The sequence below is a fragment of the Staphylococcus delphini genome (assembly GCF_900636325.1).
Taxonomy (GTDB): Bacteria; Bacillota; Bacilli; order Staphylococcales; family Staphylococcaceae; genus Staphylococcus; species Staphylococcus delphini.
Window position 1 is genome coordinate 1,234,578 of record NZ_LR134263.1, and the last position, 25,316, is coordinate 1,259,893.

23 protein-coding genes and 1 other annotated feature are annotated in these 25,316 nt (G+C 38.1%); of the genes, 18 read left to right on the plus strand and 5 right to left on the minus strand.

Annotated elements, in window-relative coordinates:
* Window positions 1-7 precede the first annotated feature (7 nt).
* The gene (gene ribH, locus EL101_RS05910) at window positions 8-472 is read left to right on the plus strand and encodes a 6,7-dimethyl-8-ribityllumazine synthase (RefSeq protein WP_179299321.1); all 465 of its coding nucleotides are present in this window, start codon (window positions 8-10) and stop codon (window positions 470-472) included.
* A 737-nt stretch (window positions 473-1,209) separates the two neighbouring features.
* On the opposite strand, the gene EL101_RS05915 is transcribed toward ribH, so the two are convergent.
* Window positions 1,210-2,196: a proline dehydrogenase family protein gene (locus EL101_RS05915; RefSeq protein WP_096596710.1), complete on the minus strand. Its 987-nt coding sequence runs from the start codon at window positions 2,194-2,196 to the stop codon at window positions 1,210-1,212.
* A gap of 485 nt (window positions 2,197-2,681) precedes the next feature.
* On the opposite strand from EL101_RS05915, the gene EL101_RS05920 reads away from it, so the two are divergent.
* From EL101_RS05920 to EL101_RS05935, 4 genes are all read left to right on the plus strand, one after another.
* Window positions 2,682-3,014, plus strand: a complete 333-nt coding sequence (locus EL101_RS05920) for a hypothetical protein (protein WP_096596713.1) — start codon at window positions 2,682-2,684, stop codon at window positions 3,012-3,014.
* A gap of 141 nt (window positions 3,015-3,155) precedes the next feature.
* Window positions 3,156-3,980, plus strand: a complete 825-nt coding sequence (locus EL101_RS05925) for an alpha/beta fold hydrolase (protein ID WP_096596716.1) — start codon at window positions 3,156-3,158, stop codon at window positions 3,978-3,980.
* A gap of 160 nt (window positions 3,981-4,140) precedes the next feature.
* Entirely contained in the window at window positions 4,141-5,091 is a 951-nt protein-coding gene (locus tag EL101_RS05930) for an L-lactate dehydrogenase (protein ID WP_096596718.1), read from the plus strand.
* A gap of 308 nt (window positions 5,092-5,399) precedes the next feature.
* Entirely contained in the window at window positions 5,400-5,810 is a 411-nt protein-coding gene (locus EL101_RS05935; RefSeq protein ID WP_096596721.1) for a transcriptional regulator, SarA/Rot family, read from the plus strand.
* A gap of 505 nt (window positions 5,811-6,315) precedes the next feature.
* On the opposite strand, the gene mnmM is transcribed toward EL101_RS05935, so the two are convergent.
* Window positions 6,316-6,879 carry a tRNA 5-(aminomethyl)-2-thiouridylate-methyltransferase MnmM gene (gene mnmM, locus EL101_RS05940; RefSeq protein ID WP_096596723.1) on the minus strand — a complete coding sequence of 188 codons (564 nt, stop codon included), beginning with the start codon at window positions 6,877-6,879 and terminating at the stop codon, window positions 6,316-6,318.
* Window positions 6,876-7,829 (minus strand): tRNA modification radical SAM protein MnmL/YtqA, encoded by a 954-nt coding sequence (gene mnmL, locus EL101_RS05945; protein ID WP_096596725.1) that lies wholly within the window; start codon window positions 7,827-7,829, stop codon window positions 6,876-6,878. The genes mnmM and mnmL overlap by 4 nt, the downstream gene beginning before the upstream one ends.
* 146 nt (window positions 7,830-7,975) lie before the next feature.
* Here mnmL and EL101_RS05950 point away from each other — a divergent pair, with 146 nt between their 5' ends.
* The 3 genes from EL101_RS05950 to EL101_RS05960 all read left to right on the plus strand — a co-directional run bounded on the left by EL101_RS05950 (window position 7,976) and on the right by EL101_RS05960 (window position 12,218).
* Window positions 7,976-9,157, plus strand: coding sequence for an MDR family MFS transporter (locus EL101_RS05950; RefSeq protein ID WP_096596728.1), 1,182 nt, complete (start codon window positions 7,976-7,978; stop codon window positions 9,155-9,157).
* 69 nt (window positions 9,158-9,226) lie between these two features.
* Window positions 9,227-9,418 (plus strand) — a binding site (T-box leader).
* A 47-nt stretch (window positions 9,419-9,465) separates the two neighbouring features.
* Window positions 9,466-11,880: a leucine--tRNA ligase gene (gene leuS / locus EL101_RS05955; RefSeq protein WP_096596917.1), complete on the plus strand. Its 2,415-nt coding sequence runs from the start codon at window positions 9,466-9,468 to the stop codon at window positions 11,878-11,880.
* 26 nt (window positions 11,881-11,906) lie between these two features.
* Complete coding sequence (locus tag EL101_RS05960) at window positions 11,907-12,218, plus strand: rhodanese-like domain-containing protein (RefSeq protein WP_096542063.1); 312 nt, start codon at window positions 11,907-11,909, stop codon at window positions 12,216-12,218.
* A gap of 1,156 nt (window positions 12,219-13,374) precedes the next feature.
* Here EL101_RS05960 and EL101_RS05965 read toward each other — a convergent pair.
* Window positions 13,375-14,631 carry a BaiN/RdsA family NAD(P)/FAD-dependent oxidoreductase gene (locus EL101_RS05965; RefSeq protein ID WP_096596730.1) on the minus strand — a complete coding sequence of 419 codons (1,257 nt, stop codon included), beginning with the start codon at window positions 14,629-14,631 and terminating at the stop codon, window positions 13,375-13,377.
* 116 nt (window positions 14,632-14,747) lie between these two features.
* On the opposite strand from EL101_RS05965, the gene EL101_RS05970 reads away from it, so the two are divergent.
* The 8 genes from EL101_RS05970 (at window position 14,748) to EL101_RS06005 (ending at window position 23,426) form a co-directional block, all read left to right on the plus strand.
* Entirely contained in the window at window positions 14,748-16,382 is a 1,635-nt protein-coding gene (locus EL101_RS05970; RefSeq protein WP_096542067.1) for a putative polysaccharide biosynthesis protein, read from the plus strand.
* On the plus strand, window positions 16,382-17,080 hold the full coding sequence (locus tag EL101_RS05975) for a pseudouridine synthase (RefSeq protein ID WP_096596733.1): 699 nt from the start codon (window positions 16,382-16,384) through the stop codon (window positions 17,078-17,080). Before EL101_RS05970 ends, EL101_RS05975 begins: the two co-directional genes overlap by 1 nt.
* Window positions 17,081-17,162: 82 nt before the next feature.
* A complete protein-coding gene (locus tag EL101_RS05980; protein ID WP_019165028.1) occupies window positions 17,163-17,561 on the plus strand; it encodes a YtxH domain-containing protein in 399 nt (132 codons plus the stop codon).
* Between the two features lie 322 nt (window positions 17,562-17,883).
* Window positions 17,884-19,293 carry a dipeptidase PepV gene (gene pepV / locus EL101_RS05985; RefSeq protein ID WP_096596735.1) on the plus strand — a complete coding sequence of 470 codons (1,410 nt, stop codon included), beginning with the start codon at window positions 17,884-17,886 and terminating at the stop codon, window positions 19,291-19,293.
* Window positions 19,294-19,296: 3 nt separating this feature from the next.
* Entirely contained in the window at window positions 19,297-20,145 is an 849-nt protein-coding gene (gene dat / locus EL101_RS05990; protein ID WP_096596737.1) for a D-amino-acid transaminase, read from the plus strand.
* A gap of 232 nt (window positions 20,146-20,377) precedes the next feature.
* Window positions 20,378-21,169 (plus strand): phosphotransferase family protein, encoded by a 792-nt coding sequence (locus tag EL101_RS05995; RefSeq protein ID WP_096596739.1) that lies wholly within the window; start codon window positions 20,378-20,380, stop codon window positions 21,167-21,169.
* 15 nt (window positions 21,170-21,184) lie between these two features.
* Window positions 21,185-21,838, plus strand: coding sequence for a tRNA (guanosine(46)-N7)-methyltransferase TrmB (trmB, locus tag EL101_RS06000; protein ID WP_096596741.1), 654 nt, complete (start codon window positions 21,185-21,187; stop codon window positions 21,836-21,838).
* Window positions 21,839-22,592: 754 nt separating this feature from the next.
* Window positions 22,593-23,426: a YtnP family quorum-quenching lactonase gene (locus EL101_RS06005; RefSeq protein ID WP_096596743.1), complete on the plus strand. Its 834-nt coding sequence runs from the start codon at window positions 22,593-22,595 to the stop codon at window positions 23,424-23,426.
* A 66-nt stretch (window positions 23,427-23,492) separates the two neighbouring features.
* Here the strand turns inward: EL101_RS06005 and EL101_RS06010 are convergent, their stop codons facing one another.
* Window positions 23,493-23,810 carry a hypothetical protein gene (locus tag EL101_RS06010; protein ID WP_096596745.1) on the minus strand — a complete coding sequence of 106 codons (318 nt, stop codon included), beginning with the start codon at window positions 23,808-23,810 and terminating at the stop codon, window positions 23,493-23,495.
* A 95-nt stretch (window positions 23,811-23,905) separates the two neighbouring features.
* Between EL101_RS06010 and EL101_RS06015 the strand changes: the two genes are divergently transcribed.
* Both EL101_RS06015 and EL101_RS06020 read left to right on the plus strand, forming a co-directional pair.
* A complete protein-coding gene (locus EL101_RS06015; RefSeq protein WP_096596747.1) occupies window positions 23,906-24,973 on the plus strand; it encodes a M42 family metallopeptidase in 1,068 nt (355 codons plus the stop codon).
* A gap of 11 nt (window positions 24,974-24,984) precedes the next feature.
* A complete protein-coding gene (locus EL101_RS06020; RefSeq protein ID WP_096542083.1) occupies window positions 24,985-25,293 on the plus strand; it encodes a thioredoxin family protein in 309 nt (102 codons plus the stop codon).
* The last annotated feature ends 23 nt before the right edge of the window (window positions 25,294-25,316 follow it).

The window sequence follows — 25,316 nt, forward strand, 5'->3', positions numbered from 1 at the left end:
AAGTATGATGAAATTCGAAGGTCAATTAAATGGTAAAGGTTTAAAAATTGGAGTGGTAGTGAGTCGATTTAATGATTTAATTACAGGACGTTTATTAGATGGGGCTCAAGATGCATTGAGAAGACATCAAGTGGCAGAAGATGATGTAGATATCGCATACGTACCGGGCGCATTTGAACTCCCAATCGTCGCTAAAAAAATGGCGCAAACAGGCAAATATGATGCTGTCGTAACTTTAGGGTGTGTCATTCGTGGTGCAACGTCGCATTATGATTATGTGTGTAATGAAGCGGCTAAAGGTATTGCGAAAGCGAGCGATGATACGGGTATCCCAGTCATTTTCGGTGTGTTGACAACTGAAAATATTGAACAAGCCATTGAACGTGCAGGTACAAAAGCAGGCAATAAAGGTGCTGAATCTGCAGTTGGTGCTATTGAAATGGCAAACTTACTTCGACAAATGAACGCGTAATCGACATCAAATGCACACACTTAAAATAGGTGAGTGGCATCTTTTTCGATAAAACTAGGGATATGAAAAAGAAAGGACTGGGGCATAAGGATTTGGTTGCTATTGATACATTATTTTGTTTAACTTGCCCTCCCTATGATTTGTGGCTTTAGATTGCCTTCATGGCTTCGCGTTCGTAGGGGCTGAGGGGAGGTTGTGACAAAAGCGCTTAGGAGTTGAGCAGAACCGAGCGATGAGCAAAATTGATTTCCAAATTTTGCCGAAATCGCGGGAGTTCTGTCGAAAATCCTGCTCTTGGAACACCGTTTATTGATTCCCAGCGCACCCATTCATTGTGGATTTTAGGAGCAGTACAGAAATCTCATGTGTAACAAAGATTTCGTCGTACTGCCCCCCGCAAGGCTGACTAGACTTCTCAAAAGTGCAAACATTGAGAAGTCAGACAGCTACTGCGATAAACAGTAACCACTATTAAAGTAAAGAGGCGACTGTCAGCGGTACGCACGCATCCCCTCAGGAGTCTCGACCTTCTGGGGAATCTTATATGAAATTTAGGTAAACTGAGGGCAAGTTTATGAAATCATGAAAACAATAGCACCCATTTTTATGTCCTAATCCTTCTTATTTTTCGTCGGTTTAATCACCATTAATAGAAATCCGTCCATAAATAAAAGTAGAGACCGGGAAAACAACACATATGTCCTAGTCCTTTCTTTCTATATATGGTCTGATATTCATTAATGTTTACGTTTCAAAATTTTACGTAACGCAAGTACACCTAATGTGACACCTGCAACAGAAATTAACGCTTTTGGTTTCACAAACTCTTTAAATGCCAATGTGATATTTTGAGGTCTTTCTGCTAAACGACGCATGAAATAACCGAACCAATCATCACCAAATGGGACATAAACCGTAAAATTGTAACCTTCATTTGCAATTTCTTCAGCGAGTTCAGATCTAAAGCCATAAAGCATTTGGAACTCAAATTTTGATTTATCGATATTATGTTTTTCAACAAATTCTTTCACATGATTAATAATATGATGATCATGTGTTGCAATCGACGTAAAGTTTTTCGCAGTCAATAATCGTTTTTCAATTAAGCGAATATAATTTTCATCGATTTCTTCTTTTGCTTGATATGCAATATATGGTGATTCTTTGTAAGCCCCTTTAACGAGTCGTAAGCGTAAGTCTGGATATTTATCGATCAATACGTCTGCTTTAAATAAATAAGCTTGAATCACCGTACCAACATTGTTGAACTCAGGCTTCAAACGGTCTAATGTTTGCGTAATATCAAATAAGCTATCATATTTTTCTGTGTCGATATTGATATGCATATGATCGTATTCTTGTGCTTTAGCAACGATTTGATGAATGTTGCTATATGAAAGGGCACGGTCAAATTCACTACCGAGCTGACTCAGTTTGACAGACATGTGTGCGTCTAATTGATGTTCATGAATCGCTTCCATCACTTTTAATATATTATTTTTCGCTTCAATAGCATCTCGTTCGTTATTCACAAATTCACCGAGATTATCTACTGTAACTGAAATATTTTTCTCGTTCAGTCGTTTAATCGTTTTAATCACATCATCAATTGTATTCCCTGCGACCACTCTGTTTGCCCCTAGTGAAGGCCCAATAGTTTTCGCTGCTGAATTTAAAAATGCATTATTAGACAATGCGATAAAAAAGTGTTTGACTATGGCCATGCTGAATTCCTCCCATTATGTTTCTGATGTAATATCAGTGTATCATGAACAGATAAGGGAAGAAAACGTTTTCATATAAAAAGGTACGAATTTTATCAAGTTGAGTGACTAAGGTTTGATGCGATGTGAAAAAAGTTATAAAAAGAGTATTCATAACATATGGTTTAATGGTGTGCTTCTATCGTAATTGGTTCTTGAGCGACTGCTGTGATGAGTGGCATACATAAGAAAAGAACGATGCAAAACAAACATTTATAAACGAGCTTCATCATAAACTCCTTTAATTTGACTTTGTTTAGTTTCACTATAGCACCTTGATGTCAAGCTATGATGAAATCACTGTGAAGTTCTTCTAAAGATCATAATAGACTGTCATGAATATTAACGTTCTGTAAATGGCTGGCCTGAATCTTTACGATATCTTTAAATTGAGGGCAAGTGAATCGTGATAAAATAAAGTGAAAACGATTAGAGGGAGATAGACAATGTTTAGAGATATGGCATTCTACATTTTTGGGACGCAGTTAGATACATTTGTGCAGTATTTTATATTTGAACTAATTGTATTGGTCGTTATCGGCTTAATTGTAGGTGTTTTAACAAAGAAAATTTGGCCAGTGATTGTAGTCATCTTAGGTTTGAATGTAATCGATGTAGGCATTTTAGCGCAATTTAATGTAAGTCAAGGCGAGGGCACTTTCTTTGGACAATTGATGTTACTCTTAGTGGCAAAATTTTTCCCTACATTTTATGAAATTTTATTAACTGTACTATTATTACGTGTCGGTTGGATGCGTAAATTATTTAAACTTGCATAAAATATAGCAAACACGTGGGATGGTTGTGGCGATTGATCATGACGGATTCACGTGTTTTTTATGTTTTTAGTCGCGATGAATGGGGGAGTCACGCTATAATAGATGTTATAATACATAGAATTAAAGGAAGGATAATGTAGTATGTGGAAATGGGAAACTGAAGGTGAGGCTAAAGGGGTCATCGTCATTGTACACAATATGTTAGAACATACAGGACGTTATGCCTATGTGATTACACATTTAAAACGCAATGGCTACCATGTTATTATGGGTGATTTGCCAGGACAAGGCCAAACTTCACGTATGAACAAAGGGCAAATCCAAAACTTTGAAGCCTATCAAGAGCGTGTGTTGGAATGGGTTGAAATTGCTGAAGAATATCATTTGCCTATTTTTATGATTGGTGTCGGATTAGGTGGTTTAATTTGTTTAAACTTATTAGAAAAAGTGCAATTGGATATCGAAGGTTTAATTTTACTTTCGCCACTTCTCGCATTTCAAAAACAATATAAAACACGTAAAAATATTTTAGCATCCAACATTGGTGACGTTTCAAAAGGGACAAAGTTTGATTTAGGTATTGAAGCAGAACTACTAACACGCAATCCAGAAGTCCAAGAAGAAACGCGAAATGACCCGATGATGTTAAAAAAAGTGAGCTATCATTGGTATAAAGAAGTAGTACGTACTATGAAAGATACAGCTGATCATCTTCATCAACTAACGACGAAACCGATGTGTGTTATGTATGGAACAGCTGATCAAATTTCTGATACTGAAGTGACGCATCAATTATTGCACACATTGGATCTAGATGAAGTTTATTTTAAAGCGTGGCCTCATCTTGCACATGAAATTCATAATGAACCCGAACGTGAAGCCGTCATGCGTTATATTTTAAGCTTTTTAAACAATCGGGTGTATGCGGCAGGCTATTTAGTTGAAGATGAAAATAGTCTTAAATAAGTTAAAAATATACAAAAAGTATAGGATGAACGATTAATTTTCGTTTGTCCTAAAAATTTATCATTGAAAGAAAATAGAAAACGTGTTAAATTGTATATGTGAAAAGAATCACAAGTAATAAATAGCGAACAAATTTGGCATAGTTAGGAGAGTGTTTTTCATGAAGACAAAAGGTAATAAAGTGGTATTAGTAGGTAATGGTGCTGTGGGTGCAAGCTATGCCTTTACAATGATGAGTCAAGGTGTAGCAGATGAACTTGTTATTATCGATATCAATAAAGATAAAGTGCTTGGAGATGTATTAGATTTAAACCACGGTGCACCGTATGCAGATTCCCCAGTTAAAGTCGTAGCAGGTGAATATTCTGACTGCGGTGATGCAGATTTAGTCGTGATTTGTGCAGGCGCGCCTCAAAAAGTTGGTGAAACACGTTTAGACTTAGTAGAAAAAAATGCAAAAATTTATAAAGATATCGTGACATCAATTATGGACAGCGGCTTCGATGGTATTTTCTTAATCGCAGCGAACCCAGTAGATATTTTAACTTACGTCACTTTAAAATACTCAGGCTTACCAAAACACAAAGTTATCGGTTCAGGTACAATTTTAGATACAGCACGTTTCAGACATTTAATTAGTGAAGCGTTCGATGTAGCACCAGCTAGTATTCATGGTTATATTATCGGTGAACACGGTGACTCTGAAGTGCCAGTATGGTCAGGCGCAACAATTGCAGGAATTTCAATTTATGATCAATTGAAAAATGACCCTGAAAAAGCACATTTAATTGAAGATATTTATGTGAATACACGTGATGCAGCATATGAGATCATTAAAGCAAAAGGTGCAACTTACTACGGTGTGGCAATGGGATTAATGCATATTTCAAAAGCCATCTTAAAAAACCAAAACATCGTATTAACTGTGTCAAGTTACTTAGAAGGTGAATATGGTCATGAAGGTGTGTACACTGGTGTGCCAACAGTGATTAACGGCGACGGTGCTTCACGCGTCATTGAAACACCATTAAATGACGAAGAAAAAGAAAAATTCGCTAAATCTGTTAAAATTTTAAAAGATATGCAAGACTCTATTTCTCACCTTTTCTAACTTAAAAATAATAAATGAATAGATTTTAAATGGTCCTATCACTTTTTGTAGAGTGTAGGGCTATTTTTTTCTGTGAAAAACCTCACAATTTTTAATATATGCATCGTTTCTTTTACTTCAAACTCAGTCATATGCAATTAAATAGGATAAAAACTTAAGAAAGTGATTGCAAAAGTAAATAATTTGAAGAAAATGTTCTACAACTTCAAATTTTAAAATGACAAAGTATTACTAATATATTAAATATGATTAGATTTCTATTTTGTGGGTACAAATAAACGATAGGTAGCAAAGAATGGGGGCTTATTATGACTGAAAAAAATAATTATAAAGTGAGCGATATCATGCTCCTTGACCAACTGCAAAAAGAAGTTGAAGCCATTTTTGAAGAAATTGAGGGAAAATATCGTTTATCGAAAGAAGAGTTTTTGATTTTACTGACACTTTGGGATCAAGGTTCGATGACATTAAAAGAAATGGATGACTATGTGAAAGTTAAGACTTACAAGCGCACAAGAACTTACAACAATTTGGTAGAAATGAAATGGATTGTTAAAGAGCGTCCGACAAACGATGAAAGAACCGTTATTATTCATTTTAATGAGGATAAAGAAGCGGACAAACAAGACTTAATTGATTTTACATGTATAGAAATCGAAAAAAGAGATGCACATTTGAGAACATTATTAAATGACATTGTCAACGGCTGTGATATTTAAGGACCAATGCGACTCTCATTTGAGATCAAGATTTAATGCACCCATTCTGAAAAAGCTAAAAAGAATTGAAGAGCTACAAAAGCCCGCAATTCTAGGCATCACCAAAGACGACATTGAATTAAAAAGAGAGTGCAAATGAAAATAAATTATTCATACTACCTATCATAAAACCAACGCGTCCACAATGGGGATTGTCGTTGGTTTTTCTCGTAGTGCGTGATGAACGTAAATTCGAAATCAATACATAAGCTTTAATTCGCCCCATTTATCTCGCACTTGGTTTTTTGAGAGAAGTGATAGAGCGAATTGGGTCTAGATTGACTTGAAGCGAAATATAAAAATAAAAAACGATACGCCCATCCTTTGAAACAAGAGGCCCCAATAGCCATCTATTGCGCACGACATCAAAAGGATTGGGGGTATCGTTTTCTAATTTATAATCTACAACGCTGTGACAAACTTAAAAAGCTTCACATCTTTTACAACACTTTAACCTTTATTGACACTAAGCTCTTTTCTCAAGTGCAATCACATACGGCGGTCGGTTTTGTTGATTGATAAACTCATACTTCAAAACATGTGCGCGTTGTTGATCAAACGCTGTCAAATGCTTCATCAAAGTCTCGCTTTCTTCCGCACCTTCTTCATGGCCTGGATAAACGACTAAAACGATAATGCCTTCAGGTTGTAATACATCAAAAATCGTCTGTACAGCAGCGAGAGTAGTCGTTGATTGTGTGACGATAGATTTGTCGCCTTTCGGTAAATAACCTAAATTAAAAATGGCAGCATGTACCTGCGTGAGATGTTCGTCTCTAATATATTGCGTAATCCATTCGTGCCCCGTATGAAAAAGGGAAACATTGCTGTAATCGTGAACACGTCGCTTTGTATTTTCTATTGCTTCTTGTTGAATGTCACAGCCATAAACGTGACCATTAGGGACGAGGTCTGCTAAAAATTTCGTGTCATGACCATTGCCACACGTTGCATCAATGACGACACTTTCTGATGTGGTATGACTACGAATTAATGATTTGGCAAAAGGTAAAATACGTTCGACTATCATATGCGCACCTGAGCATTATAAGATGCGCCTTGAACAGTACCACGACGTTCAAGTTCTGCGTCAATTTCATTTAATACTTCCCGTTTATTGACACTCCACATAGGACCGACCATTAAATCGATAGGGCCATCACCGGTAATACGGTGGACGATCATTTCTGGTGGTAATTGTTCGAGTTGATCACAAACGAGTTGGATGTACTGTTTTTTTGTCATAAATTGGAGCAAACCTTTATCATATTGCTTCATCATGGGTGTACCTTTTAATAGATGTAATAAATGAATTTTAATGCCTTGGACATCCATTTGAGCAACCGCTTTTGCAGTCTCCATCATCATGTCATAGTCTTCACCAGGTAAACCATTAATAATATGTGAACATACATTAATGTTGTGACGACGTAATTTTGAGACACCTTCATAATAGCAATCCATATCATGTGCGCGGTTGATTAAGTCAGATGTTTCTTGATGAATGGTCTGTAAACCTAACTCCACCCATAAATACGTACGTTCATTTAATTCGGCGAGGTAGTCCACGACGTCATCTGGTAAACAATCTGGACGAGTCCCGATAGATAATCCAACCACACCCGGTTCTTTTAATGCAGCTTCAAATTTTTCTCGTAATACAGCAACGGGCGCATGTGTATTGGTAAAGGCTTGGAAATATGCAATGTATTGACCTTCATGCCATTTCTCGTGCATTTTATTTTTAATCTCTTTAAATTGTACTTCAATCGCATCAGCACGATTACCTGCAAAGTCACCACTCCCTGCTGCTGAACAAAATGTGCAACCGCCGTGCGCAACCGTACTGTCTCTATTAGGGCAATCAAAACCACCATCTAAAGCTACTTTGAATATTTTTTGACCAAATTTATTTTTTAGATGATAGTTTAAAGTGTGATATCGTTTCTTTTCAAAAGCATATGGGAAATAAGTGCCCATCACAATCTTCCTTTCAACTTTCTATGTTTAAACTGTTTTTATCATATCGTATTCGTCATTTTTCTTAAACAGTATTTGAAGATTTTAACATATTTTCATCATAACGTGTTATAGTGTGTGCTAGAGAGAAAAGGAGTGAAACATCAGTGAATATGCCTAAAGAAATATGGTGGCTCGTCATTGGGATGGCGATTAATATCACAGGTGCGAGTTTTTTATGGCCGTTGAATACGATTTATATGAATGAGGAACTCGGCAAATCATTAAGTACTGCTGGACTGGTACTGATGGTCAATTCATTTGGGATGATTGTAGGAAATTTACTTGGTGGGACATTGTTCGATAAACTTGGAGGCTATCGGACAATTATGTTAGGCACGATTGTGAGTTTGTGCGCTACCATTTTATTAAATTTCTTCCACGGTTGGCCTTGGTATGCGATTTGGCTCATTATGCTTGGTTTTGGCGGTGGGATGATTATCCCTGCGATTTATGCGATGGCTGGAGCATTATGGCCGCAAGGGGGAAGACAAACGTTTAATGCGATTTACTTAGCACAAAATATTGGTGTGGCATTAGGTGCAGCGCTAGGCGGTTTTGTCGCTGAACTGAGCTTTAATTACATTTTTATGGCGAACTTGGCAATGTACGTCATTTTCTTCTTTATCGCATTATTTCAATTTAACATGAACTATCAAGCGACGGTTAAACATCAAGAAACGTTGGAAAATGTGGCGCACATTCAAAACAAGAAACATTTCACAGCACTCATTTTATTATGTGTGATGTTTGCGCTATGTTGGATTGCTTATGTTCAATGGCAAACAACTATTGCTTCATTTACGCAAAGTATCGGTATTTCTATGAGTCAATATAGTTTGTTATGGACAGTGAACGGGGTGCTCATTTTAGTCGGGCAACCTTTAATATTACCGATTATTCACCTTATTAAAGGGCAACTGAAAAAGCAACTTTACTTTGGATTAGTTGTATTTATACTGTCATTTTTCGTGACAAGTTTTGCGACATCATTTTCAATCTTCGTTGTTGGGATGGTCATTATGACATTTGCAGAAATGTTCGTTTGGCCTGCTGTACCGACGATTGCTAATAATTTAGCGCCTAAAGGTAGGGAAGGGGTCTATCAAGGCATTGTGAATTCCGCATCAACAGTGGGGAAAGCTTTTGGTCCATTAGTGGGTGGGATACTCGTCGATGTTTTTAATATGCAAATCATGTTTTTATCAATGATAGGTTTACTCGTCATCGCTATGGTATTCCTTTCGATTTATGATAGAAAAGTGGATCCGAAAACGTTATATCGTTAATCACAGTAAATGACACTTGCATCTTTGTACTAAATTGCATAATATAGTAGTTGATTACGAATTAAGCATGTGGTCGTGCTGTACTGGAGTAGTAACTTAAAAGGGTTTCCACAGAGAGTTAGTGGTGGTGCGAACTAACGAAAAACTTTAAGTGAACTTGCCGATAAATAATGAAAAATAAATGACATCTCTTACTATTTGAAATGAAGTGCACTTCTAGGAGTGAATGAGGGTGGTACCGCGGCAAAAGTCGTCCCTTAGCATATATGAATAGTTTGAGGTGTCTTTTTATGAATGAGGAGGATTTAATTGTGAGTTACAATCATCAAGAAGTCGAAAAAAAGTGGCAAACGTATTGGTTAGAAAACAAGACGTTTAAAACAGAAGATAATATCGGGCAGAAGAAATTTTATGCGTTAGATATGTTCCCTTATCCATCAGGTGCAGGGTTACATGTGGGGCATCCAGAAGGTTATACAGCAACAGACATTTTGTCACGTTATAAGCGTATGCAAGGTTACAATGTGTTACATCCAATGGGTTGGGATGCGTTTGGCTTACCTGCTGAACAGTATGCCCTTGATACTGGAAATGACCCGGCGGAATTTACAAAACGTAACATTCAAACATTTAAACGTCAAATTCAAGAGCTCGGTTTTAGTTATGACTGGGATCGTGAAGTGAGTACGACAGACCCTGAATATTATAAATGGACACAATGGATTTTTATTCAACTTTATAAAAAAGGGTTAGCTTATATTGATGAAATTCCAGTGAACTGGTGTGAAGCGTTAGGTACTGTCCTATCTAATGAAGAAGTGGTCGATGGTGTATCAGAACGTGGGGGCTACCCAGTGGTTCGACGCCCGATGAAACAATGGGTATTGAAAATTACAGAATATGCAGATCGTTTACTTGAAGACTTAGATACACTTGATTGGCCCGAATCGATTAAAGACATGCAACGTAACTGGATTGGTCGTTCTGAAGGGGCGAAAGTGAACTTTAAAGTCGAAAATATCGATACACCGATTGAAGTATTTACCACACGTCCAGATACGATTTACGGCGCAACATTTTTAGTGTTAAGTCCTGAACATGCTTTAGTGAACCGAATTACGACATCGCAACAATATGAAAAAGTGAAACATTATCAAGACGAAGCAGCGAAAAAATCTGACTTAGAACGAACAGATCTGGCAAAAGAAAAAACAGGTGTCTTCACCGGGGCTTATGCGATTCATCCATTTACAGGTGAGCAAGTACCTATTTGGATTGCTGATTATGTGTTAGCCTCATATGGGACAGGGGCTGTGATGGCCGTTCCAGCACATGATGAAAGAGACTATGAATTTGCGACAACATTTGATTTACCAATTGTGACAGTCATTGAAAACGATGCAGACACACCTTATTACATAGGTGACGGTGCACATGTTCAGTCTGGTGAATTAGACGGTCTAAACAATGAAGCGGCGATTGCAAAAGCGATTGAACTACTAGAAGCAAAAGGTCTTGGAGAAAAGAAAGTGAATTATAAACTCCGTGACTGGTTATTTAGTCGTCAACGTTACTGGGGTGAACCGATTCCGATTATTCATTGGGAAGATGGCTCAATGACAACGGTACCGGAAAACGAATTACCATTATTACTGCCTAAAACAGATGAAATCAAGCCTTCAGGTACAGGTGAATCACCACTTGCGAATATTGATGATTTTGTGAATGTTGTTGATCCTGAAACAGGTATGAAAGGTCGCCGTGAAACGAATACAATGCCACAATGGGCGGGTAGCTGTTGGTATTACTTGCGTTATATCGATCCTAAAAATGATCAAATGTTAGCTGACCCCGAAAAGCTTAAACATTGGTTGCCAGTCGACCTTTATATCGGCGGTGTTGAACATGCTGTATTGCACTTATTATATGCACGTTTCTGGCATAAAGTGCTTTATGATTTAGGTGTTGTGCCTACATCTGAGCCTTTCCAAAAATTATTCAACCAAGGTATGATTTTAGGTGAAGGTAACGAAAAAATGAGTAAATCAAAAGGTAATGTGGTGAATCCAGACGATATCGTTCGTTCACACGGTGCAGACACTTTACGTTTATATGAAATGTTTATGGGACCATTAGAAGCTTCAATTGCATGGAGTGAAAATGGTTTAGATGGTTCACGTCGCTTCTTAGATCGTGTATGGCGTTTGTTTGTCACTGAAGACGGTCAACTTACGGATAAAGTGGTTGAAGGTGACACAGCAGCATTGCAAACGGTTTACCATCAAACAGTTAAAAAGGTCACTGAAGACTTCGAATCATTAAGCTTCAATACGGCGATTAGTCAATTGATGGTCTTTATTAATGAATGTTATAAAGCTGACACCATTTCTAAAGCCTATGCAGAAGGATTTGTGAAAATGTTAGCACCTATCGCCCCACATATCGGCGAGGAATTATGGTCTATTTTAGGACATGATACAACGATTACTTATCAACCATGGCCAAGTTTCGATCCATCGTTATTAGAAGAAGATGTGGTTGAAATCGTCGTTCAAGTGAATGGTAAAGTCCGTGCTAAAATCGAAATTCCAAAAGATATGAGTAAAGCGGATATGGAAGCGACAGCGTTAGCCAATGACAACATTAAAGCTGCCATTGAGGGTAAAGATGTTAAGAAAGTCATTGCAGTTCCACAAAAATTGGTGAATATTGTCGCGAAATAAAGATGAATAAGGGAGCGTAGAGGATAATGAAAGAGATTAGTACAAATGAATTAAAAGAGATTATTTTAAGTTCAGAACCAGTCCATATTGTCGATGTACGCGAAGATGAAGAAGTAGCAATGGGGATGATTCCTGACGCAGAACATATTCCGATGAATGAGATTCCGGATCATGTGGATGATTTCAAAAAGGACACGACGTACTACATTGTGTGTGCTGGCGGTGTGAGAAGTGCGAAAGTGGTTGCGTTTTTGAATGATCATGGGATTGATGCGGTGAATGTTGAAGGTGGTATGCGTGCTTGGGGCGATGAAGGGTTAGAGTTTAAGCGTATTTAAGATTTGATGATGCACTGTTATTGTTGTGTGGGAGACCATACGATGATAACAGTGTTTTTTGTTTTGTTGTTTGGTGAACATTTCGGTTACATTTGGGTGTGTTTGTAGGTTGTTGAACATTTCGGTTACATTTGAGTGTGTTTGTAGGTTGTTGAACATTTCGGTTACATTTGAGTGTATTTGTAGGTTGTTGAACATTTTAGTTGCATTTGGTGTGTTTTGTAGGTTGCTGACCTGTGCTGCGCTTTCCTAGGGGCTGACCCTTCAACTAAATTCGGCTGGATTAAAGCATACACTTGATGGAGGCCGAATTGGATTTTCCGGGCCAGCTGATCCCTCAGGAGTCTTGCACGGTCTTGCAATCTTTGTAGTTTTTAAAGCAAAATGTAACAGAATAAAAAGTGTTTTTATCCCAATTTCCAACACGCTCACCACATCATATCTTTTTTTGAGGGAGGAGAAGGGAGAGAGTGGAGCTAAATTGATGAGTTTATAGCTGTTTAAGATTGCTGACCTGTGCTGCGCTGTCCTAGGGCTGACCCTTCAACTAAATTCGGCTGGATTAAAGCATACACTTGATGGAGGCCGAATTGGATTTTGGGAGCAGTACAGAAATCTCATGTGCAACAAAGATTTCGTTGTACTGCCCCCGCAAGGCTGACTAGACTTCTCAACAGCAAAAGCATTGAGAAGTCAGACAGCTACTGCGTTAAACAGTAGCCACTCTCATAATTCAATGATTTGATTTTGCTTTTAACTTTCCCCTCGGGAGTCTTGCACGGTCTTGCAATCTGTGGGGTGTGGGGGAACAAGCACCAACACAAACTATCAAAAACACATGTAACTTCACACGCTCACCGCATTATATCTTTTTTGAGGGAGGAGAAGGGAGAGAGTGGAGCTAAATTGATGTGCACATGGTAGGGAGAAGGTGAACTGTCTACATCTTGCGCGGTCTTGCAATCTGTGGGGTGTGGGAAAAACAATTACCAATACAAACTATCATAAGCCACTTATCTTAATATAGCTCTTTGTGCGCGTTGAGACGGCCAAATGCGGAGGTTAATGATGTTAACATTTGAATGGATACATCAATCAAAACCCCCAGCTCGTTATCAATTTGAGGTGGGGGAATGTTGTGTGATAGGGTTAATTTTTATTCTGCAAAGCCGGCGAAGTAACCTGCGACGTACCCTGTAACAAGGGCGCTTGTAATGTTATAACCGCCTGTATATCCATGAATATCCAATACTTCACCACATAAATATAGGCCAGGTGTGATTTTGGATTCCATAGTCGTGGGTACGATTTCTTTGATTGAAACGCCGCCACCGGTTACGAAAGCTTTTTCTAACGGTAATGTGCCATAGACTTCAAAAGTAAATGCTTTGAATTGATGTGCGAGTGTAGTCAGTTGTTGTGCGCTGATATGATGATACGTCGTTTCAAACGGAATATCGGCGCTTTCAATCATCAGTGTTAAGTAGCGTTCTTCAATCAACCCTTTGAGTGCATTTTTAATATACTTATCGGGTTGTGATTTGAGCTGTTGCGTGATTTTTTGTTTGAGTGCTTCTTCATTGATTTCAGGAAAGGCATCAATTTGCATTTGAATGTTTTGTTGCTTCTGACTTTTTTGCTCTTGATAAATAAACTGACTACATCTCAGTGCGGCAGGGCCACTAATACCGAAATGCGTAAACAGCATGTCCATTTGATGGGTAATACGTTTTTTGCCATTTTTCTTTAAAACGGACAAGCCGACATTTTTTAAACTCAACCCTTTAAGTGACTGATTTTTAATAAAGGGTGCGTTTGATTTAATCGGCACTTCTGTAGGGAACAGTTCTGTAATGTGGTGACCTAATGATTGTGCAAAGCGATAGCCATCACCCGTTGATCCAGTATGGGGGACACTTGTGCCACCTGTCGCAATGATGACTGTTTTTGCTTCATACGTATCACCATTTTGGAGTTGGACTTGGAAATGGTCTGCCTCCACTTTTTTCACACCCACGACAGTTTGTTCTTCCTTGACTATAACTTTATTTTGTTTCAATTCACGAATCAATGCATCAAGTACATCTTGTGACTGATTTGATACAGGGAACATACGACCATGATCTTCCTCTTTTAATGCAACACCCCGCGATTCAAAAAAATCGATAATGGATTGGTTATCGAAAATTGAAAAAGGACTGTATAAGAACTTTCCATTTCCAGGGATGTGTTGAATAATTTCAGCATAGGGCAAGTTGTTGGTCACATTACAACGTCCCCCGCCGGATATTTTTAATTTACGTCCTAAACCTTTCTTTTTTTCTAACAGGAGTACGGATTGTCCGTTTTGACTTGATGAAATGGCAGCCATTAATCCACTCGGCCCGCCACCGATCACAATTGTTTGATACATTTTATAAAAACCCCTTAAAATTGATATTTTGATTTTAACATATTCTCAATCAGTGTATAATATCCATATTGTGTTATAATTAAATCTTGAAAAAATGTAGAGTAGGTTGGTTATCTATGAGTGAAAACAAGGAATTAGTAAGGGGAACCTTTTTACTAACTTTAAGTATTTTAATTACAAAAGTTTTAGGTATTATTTACATTATCCCGTTTTACCAAATCATAGGCGGCGCAGATAATCTTGCACCGTTTAACTATGCTTATGGACCTTACAATGTAGCGATAGCTGTTGCCACTGCCGGTGTACCTCTTGCGGCGTCGAAATACGTTGCGAAATACAATACATTAGGTGCATATCGTGTCAGTCAAAAACTGTACAAGTCCAGTTTTATCGTGATGAGTATTACAGGGATATTAGGCTTTATCATTTTATATCTCTTGTCTCCAATGATTGCCTCAGTCACGATTGCGCATAATATGGATAAAAATGCGGGTTGGACAGTCGATCAAATTACTGCCATTATTCGTACGATTAGCTTTGTCGTGATTTTTATTCCAGTGTTAGCTACTTGGCGTGGGGTGTTCCAAGGTTACAAATCGATGGGACCGACAGCATTATCCGAAGTGACAGAACAAATTGCGCGTATCATTTTCATTTTAGTCGGCAGCTATCTCGTATTAAATGTCTTTGATGGCTCTGTATTATTAGCAAATGGTATCGCGACGTTCGGTGCTGCGATTGGTGCGATTGCTGGTATTTTAACGCTTTGGTGGTATTGGATTAAACGTCGTCGTGGCATACAGGAAATGGTGGCTTCGGATATGACAGGAATTGATGTGCCATATTCAAAAATGTACAAAGAAATTCTCTCTTACAGTATTCCGTTCGTCATTGTAAGTCTTAACTTCCCACTGTTTATGATTGTGGATCAATTGACGCACAATAATGCATTGTCCATTGCAGGTGTGGAAACAAGTTTACAAGGTACTTTTTTTACGATGCTCAATATGACAACGAACAAAATCGTTATGATTCCAACGTCTTTAGCGGCTGGATTTGCGATTAGTTTAATTCCATTTATTACTAAAACATACGAAAAAGGCGATTATGTTGAAATGCATCGTCAAATTCGTACGGCATTAGGTGTCTTGATGTACATTACAGTGCCAGCAAGTTTAGGGATTATGGCATTAGCTGTGCCACTTTATACGGTGTTTTATGAATACAGTATGGATGGCAGTCGTTTATTGTTCTACTATGCACCTGTCGCGATTTTGATTTCGTTATTGAGTGTGACGGCATCGATGTTACAAGGGATTGATAAACAAAAATTAACGGTGTTCGTCATTGTCGGTTCAGTCGTGTTGAAATTAATTTTAAACATGCCTTTAATTATTATGTTTGAAACAGCTGGTGCGATTTTAAGTACAGCGATTGCATTAACATTTGCGATTGTATGTAACTTTTTCATTCTTAAAAAATACGCACGTTTCAAATTTAACGAAACCATTATCGATGTATGTAAAATTTTATTATATAGCTTCATTATGATGATTATTGTTGAAATCATTTATTTTGGTTTGGAATTCGTGATTTCACCAGCAAGTCATGTCGGCGCATTTATCATTACAGTTATTTGTGCTATCGTTGGCGTTATAATTTATGCAGTATTAACTATGAAGACACGCTTGGCAGATAAGTTTTTAGGTGAGATTCCAAACAAAATTAGACGCAAAGTGAGCTTTTTATAATGCGTATTGATAAATTTTTAGCGCAAATGGGTGTCGGGACACGTACAGAAGTTAAAGCGCTGTTGAAAAAAGGGCGTGTATTGCATAATGGCGTGAAAATCAAGTCCGCTAAAACACAAATTGATCCAGAGCATGATGTGGTCGAAGTGGAAGGGCGTGTGATTGCTTACGAACCGTTTGTATATTTGATGATGAATAAACCGCAAAACGTCATTTCTGCAACTGTGGATGAGCAACATCAAACAGTGATTGACTTAATTGAAGACTACCAACACCTAGACTTATTTCCAGTGGGTCGGCTTGATAAAGATACTGAAGGGCTTTTGTTAATTACGAATGATGGTCAATTTAACCATGAGCTGATGAGTCCGAATAAGCATGTGTCGAAAACGTATTGGGTTAAAGCGAAGTATGCATTGAAAGCAAGTGATCCAAAACGTTTTGAAGAAGGTATCACCTTAAAAGAGGGTCAGCTACAACCTGCACATCTTGAAATTTTGGATGAGCCAACGACGGCATATGTTACGATTCAAGAAGGAAAGTATCATCAAGTGAAGCGGATGTTTCATGCGATTGATAATGAAGTGATTGAATTGAAAAGGGTGTCCATTGGTGACCTCACGTTAGATTCATCACTGTCACCAGGTGCTTATCGACCTTTAACAGAGGACGAGTTGAAATTGCTGAATTATCGTTAATCATTGAAATATTTAAATGAAAAAGGTTTAACTTGCGCATCTGTCGGGTAACCTTACATTAAAAGTATTTGAGGTGATTAAGATGGCAAAATCAGGAAAACTGTTTAAAGCGATTCTTGGTATTGGAGGTGCAGTGGCAGCAGTTGTACTTTCAAATAAACAAAACCGCGAAAACTTGAAGCAAGAATATCAAAAATATAAAGAAAATCCGGAAGACTACAAAAAACGTGCACAAGAAAAAGCAGCACAAGTGAGTGAAGCTGCAACGCAAGAATTTAATAAAGTGAAAGAGGATCCCAAAGCTTATATTAACGAAGCGAAACAAGATCCGAAATCATTTATTAATGAGAAAAAAGAGCAGTTGTTGAACGGTGAACAACGTGATAACTTAGATGACAGAGAAGCGTTGTTTGATGATGAAGGTGGCGGAGATCCTTCACACAATTTACATGTTGTGCGTGACAACGAACCGAATAAGTAACCATTTTAAAACCAGGCGTTAAGGTGTCATGTTGATGACCTTAGCATCTGGTTTTTAATTTTACTGTCACATCTTTGAGAACATTTTTAGCAATGATATATATTGACGTTTATCTCAACGTGACTCTGATGACTTGATTCATATGTGAGATGTTTTTTTATGATAATAATTTCAGAATTTCCCCGAGTTCATCGCCATTTTAAAATGAAGGACAACTGTTTGTCAGAAAAATAAAAAAAGTGTGCAGAAATATTACTGTCGTTTAATGGATAATTCATGTAAAATAAGAAATACAATCATGAAAAAAAGGAAGTTGATCAGCATGTGGAGAGAAAAAGTACAAGAATATGAAACGCAAATGATCGAAGACTTAAAAGGACTTTTAGCTATCAAATCAGTCCGAAATGATGCAGAAGCTACGGAAGACGCGCCAGTGGGTCCAGGTCCTAGGGCGGCACTTGAATATATGTATCAGTTAGCTGAGCGTGATGGATTTAATACTTTTGATACTGATCATTTAGCCGGCCGTATCGAAATCGGAAAAGGTGAAGAACTTTTTGGTATTTTAGGTCATGTTGATGTTGTGCCAGCGGGTGACGGTTGGGATTCAGATCCATTTGACCCTGTTGAAACGGACGACCGTATTATTGCGCGTGGAACACTAGATGACAAAGGTCCTACTATCGCGGCTTATTATGCAGTAAAAATTCTTAATGATATGAATGTAGATTGGAAAAAGAGAATACATATTATTATCGGAACAGATGAAGAGTCTGAATGGAAATGTACAGAACGTTATTTCAAAACTGAAGAAATGCCGACGATTGGTATTGCACCTGATGCAGAATTCCCACTTATTCACGGTGAAAAAGGGATTACGACATTTACGATTAAACAACGAACTTTAACGTTAGATGACGATGAACCTGAAATCGAATTGAAGCAGTTCGTTTCAGGTGAACGTTTCAACATGGTGCCAGACGTTGCCAACGCGGATATTTTAGTAAAAGAAAATATGACGGATACGATTCAGCGTTTTGAAGCGTTTTTATCAGAACACCAATTAGAAGGCCAACACGAAATTGATAGCGGCATTTTGAAACTAACTGTTTTTGGTAAAGCTGTACACGGCATGGATCCTTCTATTGGTGTGAATGCGGGTTTATATTTAATTCATTTCTTAAACACGTTAAATTTAAATCAATCTGCGCAATCCTGGACAGCTTTTGGCGAAAAATACTTATTTGATTCTCACTTTGGTGAAAAAATGGGTATGAAGTTCCATTCTGATTTGATGGGCGATTTAACGACAAATATCGGTGTGATTCGCTATGATTTAGATGAAGGTGGTTCATTCGGTATTAATTTACGTTATCCAGAAGGTTTTGATTTTGACCTTGCCATCAATGACTTTACTGCCGAAATTCAAGCATTAGGTTTTGATATTGAAGGTCTTAAAGTACAAACACCTCATTTTGTGAACCCTGAAGATCCGTTTGTGCAAAAATTACTCACAGCTTATCGCAACCAAACAGGAGACATGCGCCCATCATTTACGATTGGCGGAGGGACTTATGCCCGTAATTTAGATAAAGGTGTCGCGTTCGGTGCGATGTTTGAGGACTCAGAAGATTTAATGCATCAAAAAAATGAATACATCACGAAAAAACAACTATTTAACGCAACGAGCATTTATTTAGAAGCGATTTATGCGGTTTGTGTGGAGGGATAATCTATGACAAAAGTACTGATTAATGAAAGTTTTGTAGAAGAAAGCGAGGCAAAAGTCGCTTTTAATGACCGTGGATACAATTTTGGAGACGGTATTTATGAATATGTACGTATTTACGACAACAAATTATTTACAGCTAAAGAACATTTCGAACGCTTATTACGTAGTGCGAGTGAAATCGGTTTAGAATTGAATTACACAGTGGAATCATTGACTGAACTGGTTCGTGAACTCGCACAAGTGAATGATGTGACAAATGGTGGGGTTTATATGCAAGTGACACGTGGTGCTGCACCGCGTGACCATGCTTTTCCAACGCCATCAGTAGAGCCTGTATTAACAGCTTTCGTAAAATCATACGATCGTCCATTTAAAGCGCTTGAAGAAGGTGTGTCGGTCGTTACTACGGATGATATTCGTTGGTTGCGTTGCGACATTAAAAGTTTAAACTTATTAGGTAACGTATTAGCGAAAGAATATGCGACAAAATACAATGCGACTGAGGCGGTTCAACATCGTGATGGTACGGTGACAGAAGGTGCTTCAAGTAATGTTTATGCGATTAAAGATGGCGTTGTATACACTCATCCAGCGAACAATTTAATTTTAAACGGGATTACACGTCAGGTGATTAAATGGATTTGTGATGATGAGCAAATTACGTTTAAAGACGAAGCATTCTCGTTGGCATTTTTGAAAGAAGCTGATGAAGTGATCATTTCAAGTACATCTGCCGAAGTAATGCCTGTCGTTAAAATCGATGGTGAAGTTGTTAATGACGGTAAAGTCGGTCCGATTACAAGACGCTTACAAGAAGGTTTTGAAAGATATATTCATTCACATTCACACTAAATAGGCTGATTTGACAGTATTATGAAGAGTTTGTGAAACTTTCAAAACGGATAAAGGTAAAAAGTCACATTTTGTGTTTCATTTTTGGTTGAAAAAAAGGCTCAATAATTATAAAATCTTAAATGAGTGTTAAACATGAACGTGAATTTAAAATCATTGTAAAAATGGTTTAAATATGGCTCTTGAAAAAATTTCATGAGCCTTTTCTATTTGAAAGTGAGGTGAACGAGTTGTGGAGCAGTTTTATCAGTTAGGATGGACGCTTGACTCGGCTGGTGGTGCATCTGGTGAAGCTTATATGGCTGAGCAAGATGGTCAAAAGTTGTTTTTGAAACGTAATTCCAATCCATTTATCGCGGCATTATCAGCAGAAGGCATCGTGCCTAAGCTGGTTTGGACGAAACGTATCGAAACCGGTGAAGTGGTGACAGCCCAACATTGGAAAAATGGGCGTGAACTCGAATCGCAAGAAATGGCCCAAGATCGCGTGGCACACTTGTTGAAAAAAATTCATCAGTCGAAACCATTATTAACGATGTTGAAGCGTATGGAGATGGCGCCTATCACACCTGAAATTATGTTGCATAAAATTAACGCCTCATTGTCTCGTGATGTGTTAACGCACCATATCGTGAGAAAGGCTTTAACGTATTTAGAAGACCATATGCCGGAATTTGATCCACGTTTTTATACGGTAGTTCACGGTGATGTCAACCATAATAACTGGCTTTTATCAGATAAAGATGAACTCTTTCTCGTCGATTGGGAAGGTGCGATGATTGCTGACCCTGCCATTGACATCGGTATGCTGCTCTACAACTACGTGCCTGAAGTGCAATGGTCGAGTTGGCTTGACACGTATGAAGTGAAAGAAACGATGAATTTAAAAAAACGTATGAAATGGTATACGGTGATTCAGTCTATTGGTATGATTCAGTGGAACGAAGAACATAAACGTTATAAAGATATGAATACTTGGCTCAAATTCTTAAATGAAGTCATGAAGAGTAATGTATTTATTTAAGGAGTATGAATAATCATGAGAATGCGAAATAAACCGTGGGCTGAGTCTTACTTAACTGAGCATAACGATATTGTGGATTTAGAAGGCATACATGCCCATCAAGTGAGTGAGTGGTTCGAACAACAACAGCCAATTCACATAGAAGTGGGCTCTGGTATGGGCAAGTTTATTACGACATTAGCGCAGCAAAATCCACATATTAACTATGTTGCCATTGAAAGAGATAAAAATGTGATGATTCGTGTGTTGGATAAAGTACGCGAACTTAACTTAACAAATATTAAATTATTATGTAACGATGCGGTCATTTTAACAGACTATTTTCGTCAAGGCGAAGTGGACCGAATTTATTTAAACTTTTCTGATCCATGGCCGAAAAAACGACACGCCAAACGTCGATTAACTTACCGTAGCTTTTTAGCCCTCTATCAACAAATCCTTCGTGAAGATGGCGAGCTTCATTTTAAAACAGATAATCGCGGGTTATTTGCGTACAGCCTCGAGAGTATGTCTCAATTTGGTATGTATTTTACAAAAATTAACTTGAACCTCCATCAAGAAGATGACGGGGATAATATTCCGACTGAGTATGAACATAAATTTGCTGAAAAAGGGTCACGTATTTATCGAATGGAAGCAAAATTTCATGCTAAACAGACAACCGAATAATTTATAAAAGCAATGTGAGTGACTTAAAAGCGCACGCATTGCTTTTTTGATGTGGGTGGGACACAAAGATTTTTGATGCTATTGATGCAGAATTCTTGTTTAACTTGCCCTCAATGATTTTTGGTTTTGATTGCCTTCATGGCTTCGCGTTCCGAGGGGCTGAGGGGAGGTTGTGACAAAAGCGCTTAGGATTTGAGCAGAACCGAGCGATGAGCAAAATTGATTTCCAAATTTTGCCGAAATCGCGGGAGTTCTGTCGAAAATCCTGCTTTTGGAACACCGTTTATTGATTCCCAGCGCATCCATTCATTGTGGATTTTGGGAGCAGTACAGAAATCTTATGTTCAACAAAGATTTCGTCGTACTGCCCCCGCAAGGCTGACTAGACTTCTCAAAAGTGTATACGTTGAGAAGTCAGACAGCTACTGCGATAAACAGGAACCACTATTAAAGAGTAGAAATCATATTTAGATATTTATTTTATCCCTCAGGAGTCTCAGCCTTCTGGGCAATCTTACATCAAATACAGGGTAATGAGGGCAAGTTTTTAAACCAAGAAAACAATAGCATCATTTTTTGTATCCGATTCACCTTCTTTTTCCGACAGTTTTAAAATCATTAATGAATTATAAATCTATGAATGAATCGAAACTTAAACTTTTCCATGTCCCAATCTTATGAGTGCTGAGAGTTGAAACTGGGCTAAGCTTTCGTTGATAATGGAAATGCGTAAAATGAAATTGAGGTGTTCACTATGCAATTAGGCAAGTTTCAAATTGATCCATTAAACGGAGGATTCACTCAGATGGACGGTGGGGCGATTTTTGGGGTTGTCCCTAAACCGTTATGGGAACGTCAATATCCAGTGAATGATAAGAACCAAGTCCCGTTGACGACTTCCCCAATTCTGATTCGAACTGAAGATAAAAATATTTTAATCGATGCTGGGATTGGTAATGGAAAATTAACCGAGAAGCAATTGCGAAATTATGGGGTACGCTATGAATCGGACATTGATGCTTCACTCGCACAATTCTCTCTAACACGTGACGATATCGATATCGTATTGATGACGCATATGCATTTTGATCATGCGACAGGGTTAACAGATGCAAATGGTCAAGCGCAATTTCCGAATGCGTGGCACTATGTTCAACAAGATGAATGGCATGAATTTATCGCACCTAATATTCGAAGTCAAGCGACGTATTGGCCAATCAACAGAGGATCATATGAAGCGAAATTGATTCTATTTGAAGATGCCATTGAGCCTTATCCAGGAATTAAAATGAAGCATACAGGTGGCCATAGTTTCGGTCATGCTGTCATTGAGATTGAAAGTGAAGGTAAAAAAGCTGTGCATATGGCGGATATTTTAAGTACGACTGCACATCGCAATCCATTATGGGTCTCTGCTTATGATGATTATCCGATGCAATCTATTCGTGAAAAAGAGCGACTCACACGTTATTATGTCGCACATCAATATTGGTTTTTGTTTTATCACGATGTCCAACATTTTGCGGCGAAATTGAGCCAAGACTTAAAAAGTGTCGAAGCGTCAATTTTACGTGAGCATGTTGAATAAAAAGAAAGTGAACCCACATATCACTGTGCATGTGATTATGCGGGTTCACCTTTGAGATGAGCAACGTTAGATTTCTATAATATCAATGATTTGGCCATTATATGCATCTGCAATAAATTCATAGTTAAATGTTTTTCCGTGTCGCTCAGCAGTGATGCCGCCTTTATAAACCTCATATTCAATACCGAATTTACGATATGTCGTTGGTTCATACAAAATATAAGAACCTGTGACATGTCTGAAATAGCCCTTCACAGATTGGATAACTTTATCTGCTGATATGTATTTTTGTTTGTTCATATTCAGCACGTAAAAATAACTTCCGGTTAAAAGGCTAAGGATTAAAATGGGAATCAATAAAGGCCAGTTTTTTTTCGATATCATTTTCCACATCTCCTTGTTGAAGACTTAATTATAGTTTACCACAACAAAGATGATATACTAAGTAAAGAGAATAAAAATTCAGAGGAGTGTGTGTCATGTCGAATAATACAATAGATAAAATCAAAACATTAACGGAAATGCATGGTGCTCCTAACTTTGAACAGCATGTCCGTGAATATATGAAAAAAATGATGGCACCATACGTAGATACGTTTGTAGATGATCGTATGGGTGGTTTTTATGGCGTAAAAAAAAGTGGTAAGCCGAATGCAAAACGTGTCATGGTGGCGGCACATATGGACGAAATCGGCTTTATGATTACTGAGGTGACATCACAAGGCTTTATCAAGTTTACGGCACTTGGGGGTGTTGCAAACGATATTTGGCAAGGTCAACGTTTAAAAATTATGACGCAACAAGGTGAAGAAATCGTTGGTGTTGTTGCGAATATCCCAAAACATTTTAGAAGTGGTCAGGAACAAGCGCCACGCATTGAAGACTTGCTCCTCGATATCGGAGAAAGTGATGCTGACGCTGTATATAACAGAGGTATTCAAATTGGAGATGCGATCGTACCTCATACAGAACTGTTGCAATTGTCGGAGTATCGCTATGCTGCGAAGGCTTGGGATAATCGTTATGGTTGTGTGATTGCATTAGAGTTGTTAGAACAGTTAAAAGATGTGACATTAGACTTTGATTTATACGTCGGTGCGAATGTTCAGGAAGAAGTCGGTCTCCGTGGGGCAGAAGCGGCAGCGCGTCTAGTGGATCCGGATGTAGCATTCGTTGTGGACTGTTCCCCCGCTAATGACATGAAAGGTCGCCAAGGTTTATCAGGTGTGCTCGGAGAAGGGGCATTATTGCGTATTAAAGATGGGACGATGTTGTTAAAACCGGCATTTAAATCATTTTTACAAAATGTTGCGTTACGGCATGGTGTTGCGTATCAACATTACATTTCACCAGGCGGTACTGATGGTGGTGCCATTCATAAAGCGAATATCGGTGTTCCTACAGCTGTCATCGGTGTATGTGCACGCTATATTCATAGTACGGATGCTGTGTTTGATATTCGAGATTATCAAGCAGCAAAAACATGGTTAACGGCATCCATTCAAACATTAAATCTTGAAACGATAGAACAATTACAATATCAATAGGAGTGACGAAGATGATTCAATTAGAAAGCGAACAACAATTTAAAGACTTTGCCAATGAGAATACAGTATTTTTATTTAGCGCAAATTGGTGTGGTGACTGTCGTGTCATTGAACCAGGATTGCCTGAGTTAGAGGAGAAATATGCACAGTTTAAATTCGTGAAAGTCGACCGTGATGAATTTATCGATTTAGCGATTGAACACGATATTATGGGCATTCCAAGCTTCCTCGTATATCAAAATGGACAACAAGTCGGTTCATACATTGGTAAAGAAAGAAAAACAATTGAACAGATTGACACATTTCTCAGTCAATTTTAATGAGATTTTAACCCTTAGGACAT

What these genes read in the sequence shown, in the direction of transcription:
- ribH (WP_179299321.1), top strand. Translation starts at nt 8, where the DNA reads ATGAAATTCGAAGGTCAATTAAATGGTAAAGGTTTAAAAATTGGAGTG.
- EL101_RS05915 (WP_096596710.1), bottom strand. Translation starts at nt 2,196, where the DNA reads ATGGCCATAGTCAAACACTTTTTTATCGCATTGTCTAATAATGCATTT.
- EL101_RS05920 (WP_096596713.1), top strand. Translation starts at nt 2,682, where the DNA reads ATGTTTAGAGATATGGCATTCTACATTTTTGGGACGCAGTTAGATACA.
- EL101_RS05925 (WP_096596716.1), top strand. Translation starts at nt 3,156, where the DNA reads ATGTGGAAATGGGAAACTGAAGGTGAGGCTAAAGGGGTCATCGTCATT.
- EL101_RS05930 (WP_096596718.1), top strand. Translation starts at nt 4,141, where the DNA reads ATGAAGACAAAAGGTAATAAAGTGGTATTAGTAGGTAATGGTGCTGTG.
- EL101_RS05935 (WP_096596721.1), top strand. Translation starts at nt 5,400, where the DNA reads ATGACTGAAAAAAATAATTATAAAGTGAGCGATATCATGCTCCTTGAC.
- mnmM (WP_096596723.1), bottom strand. Translation starts at nt 6,879, where the DNA reads ATGATAGTCGAACGTATTTTACCTTTTGCCAAATCATTAATTCGTAGT.
- mnmL (WP_096596725.1), bottom strand. Translation starts at nt 7,829, where the DNA reads ATGGGCACTTATTTCCCATATGCTTTTGAAAAGAAACGATATCACACT.
- EL101_RS05960 (WP_096542063.1), top strand. Translation starts at nt 11,907, where the DNA reads ATGAAAGAGATTAGTACAAATGAATTAAAAGAGATTATTTTAAGTTCA.
- EL101_RS05965 (WP_096596730.1), bottom strand. Translation starts at nt 14,631, where the DNA reads ATGTATCAAACAATTGTGATCGGTGGCGGGCCGAGTGGATTAATGGCT.
- EL101_RS05970 (WP_096542067.1), top strand. Translation starts at nt 14,748, where the DNA reads ATGAGTGAAAACAAGGAATTAGTAAGGGGAACCTTTTTACTAACTTTA.
- EL101_RS05975 (WP_096596733.1), top strand. Translation starts at nt 16,382, where the DNA reads ATGCGTATTGATAAATTTTTAGCGCAAATGGGTGTCGGGACACGTACA.
- EL101_RS05980 (WP_019165028.1), top strand. Translation starts at nt 17,163, where the DNA reads ATGGCAAAATCAGGAAAACTGTTTAAAGCGATTCTTGGTATTGGAGGT.
- pepV (WP_096596735.1), top strand. Translation starts at nt 17,884, where the DNA reads ATGTGGAGAGAAAAAGTACAAGAATATGAAACGCAAATGATCGAAGAC.
- dat (WP_096596737.1), top strand. Translation starts at nt 19,297, where the DNA reads ATGACAAAAGTACTGATTAATGAAAGTTTTGTAGAAGAAAGCGAGGCA.
- trmB (WP_096596741.1), top strand. Translation starts at nt 21,185, where the DNA reads ATGAGAATGCGAAATAAACCGTGGGCTGAGTCTTACTTAACTGAGCAT.
- EL101_RS06005 (WP_096596743.1), top strand. Translation starts at nt 22,593, where the DNA reads ATGCAATTAGGCAAGTTTCAAATTGATCCATTAAACGGAGGATTCACT.
- EL101_RS06010 (WP_096596745.1), bottom strand. Translation starts at nt 23,810, where the DNA reads ATGATATCGAAAAAAAACTGGCCTTTATTGATTCCCATTTTAATCCTT.
- EL101_RS06015 (WP_096596747.1), top strand. Translation starts at nt 23,906, where the DNA reads ATGTCGAATAATACAATAGATAAAATCAAAACATTAACGGAAATGCAT.
- EL101_RS06020 (WP_096542083.1), top strand. Translation starts at nt 24,985, where the DNA reads ATGATTCAATTAGAAAGCGAACAACAATTTAAAGACTTTGCCAATGAG.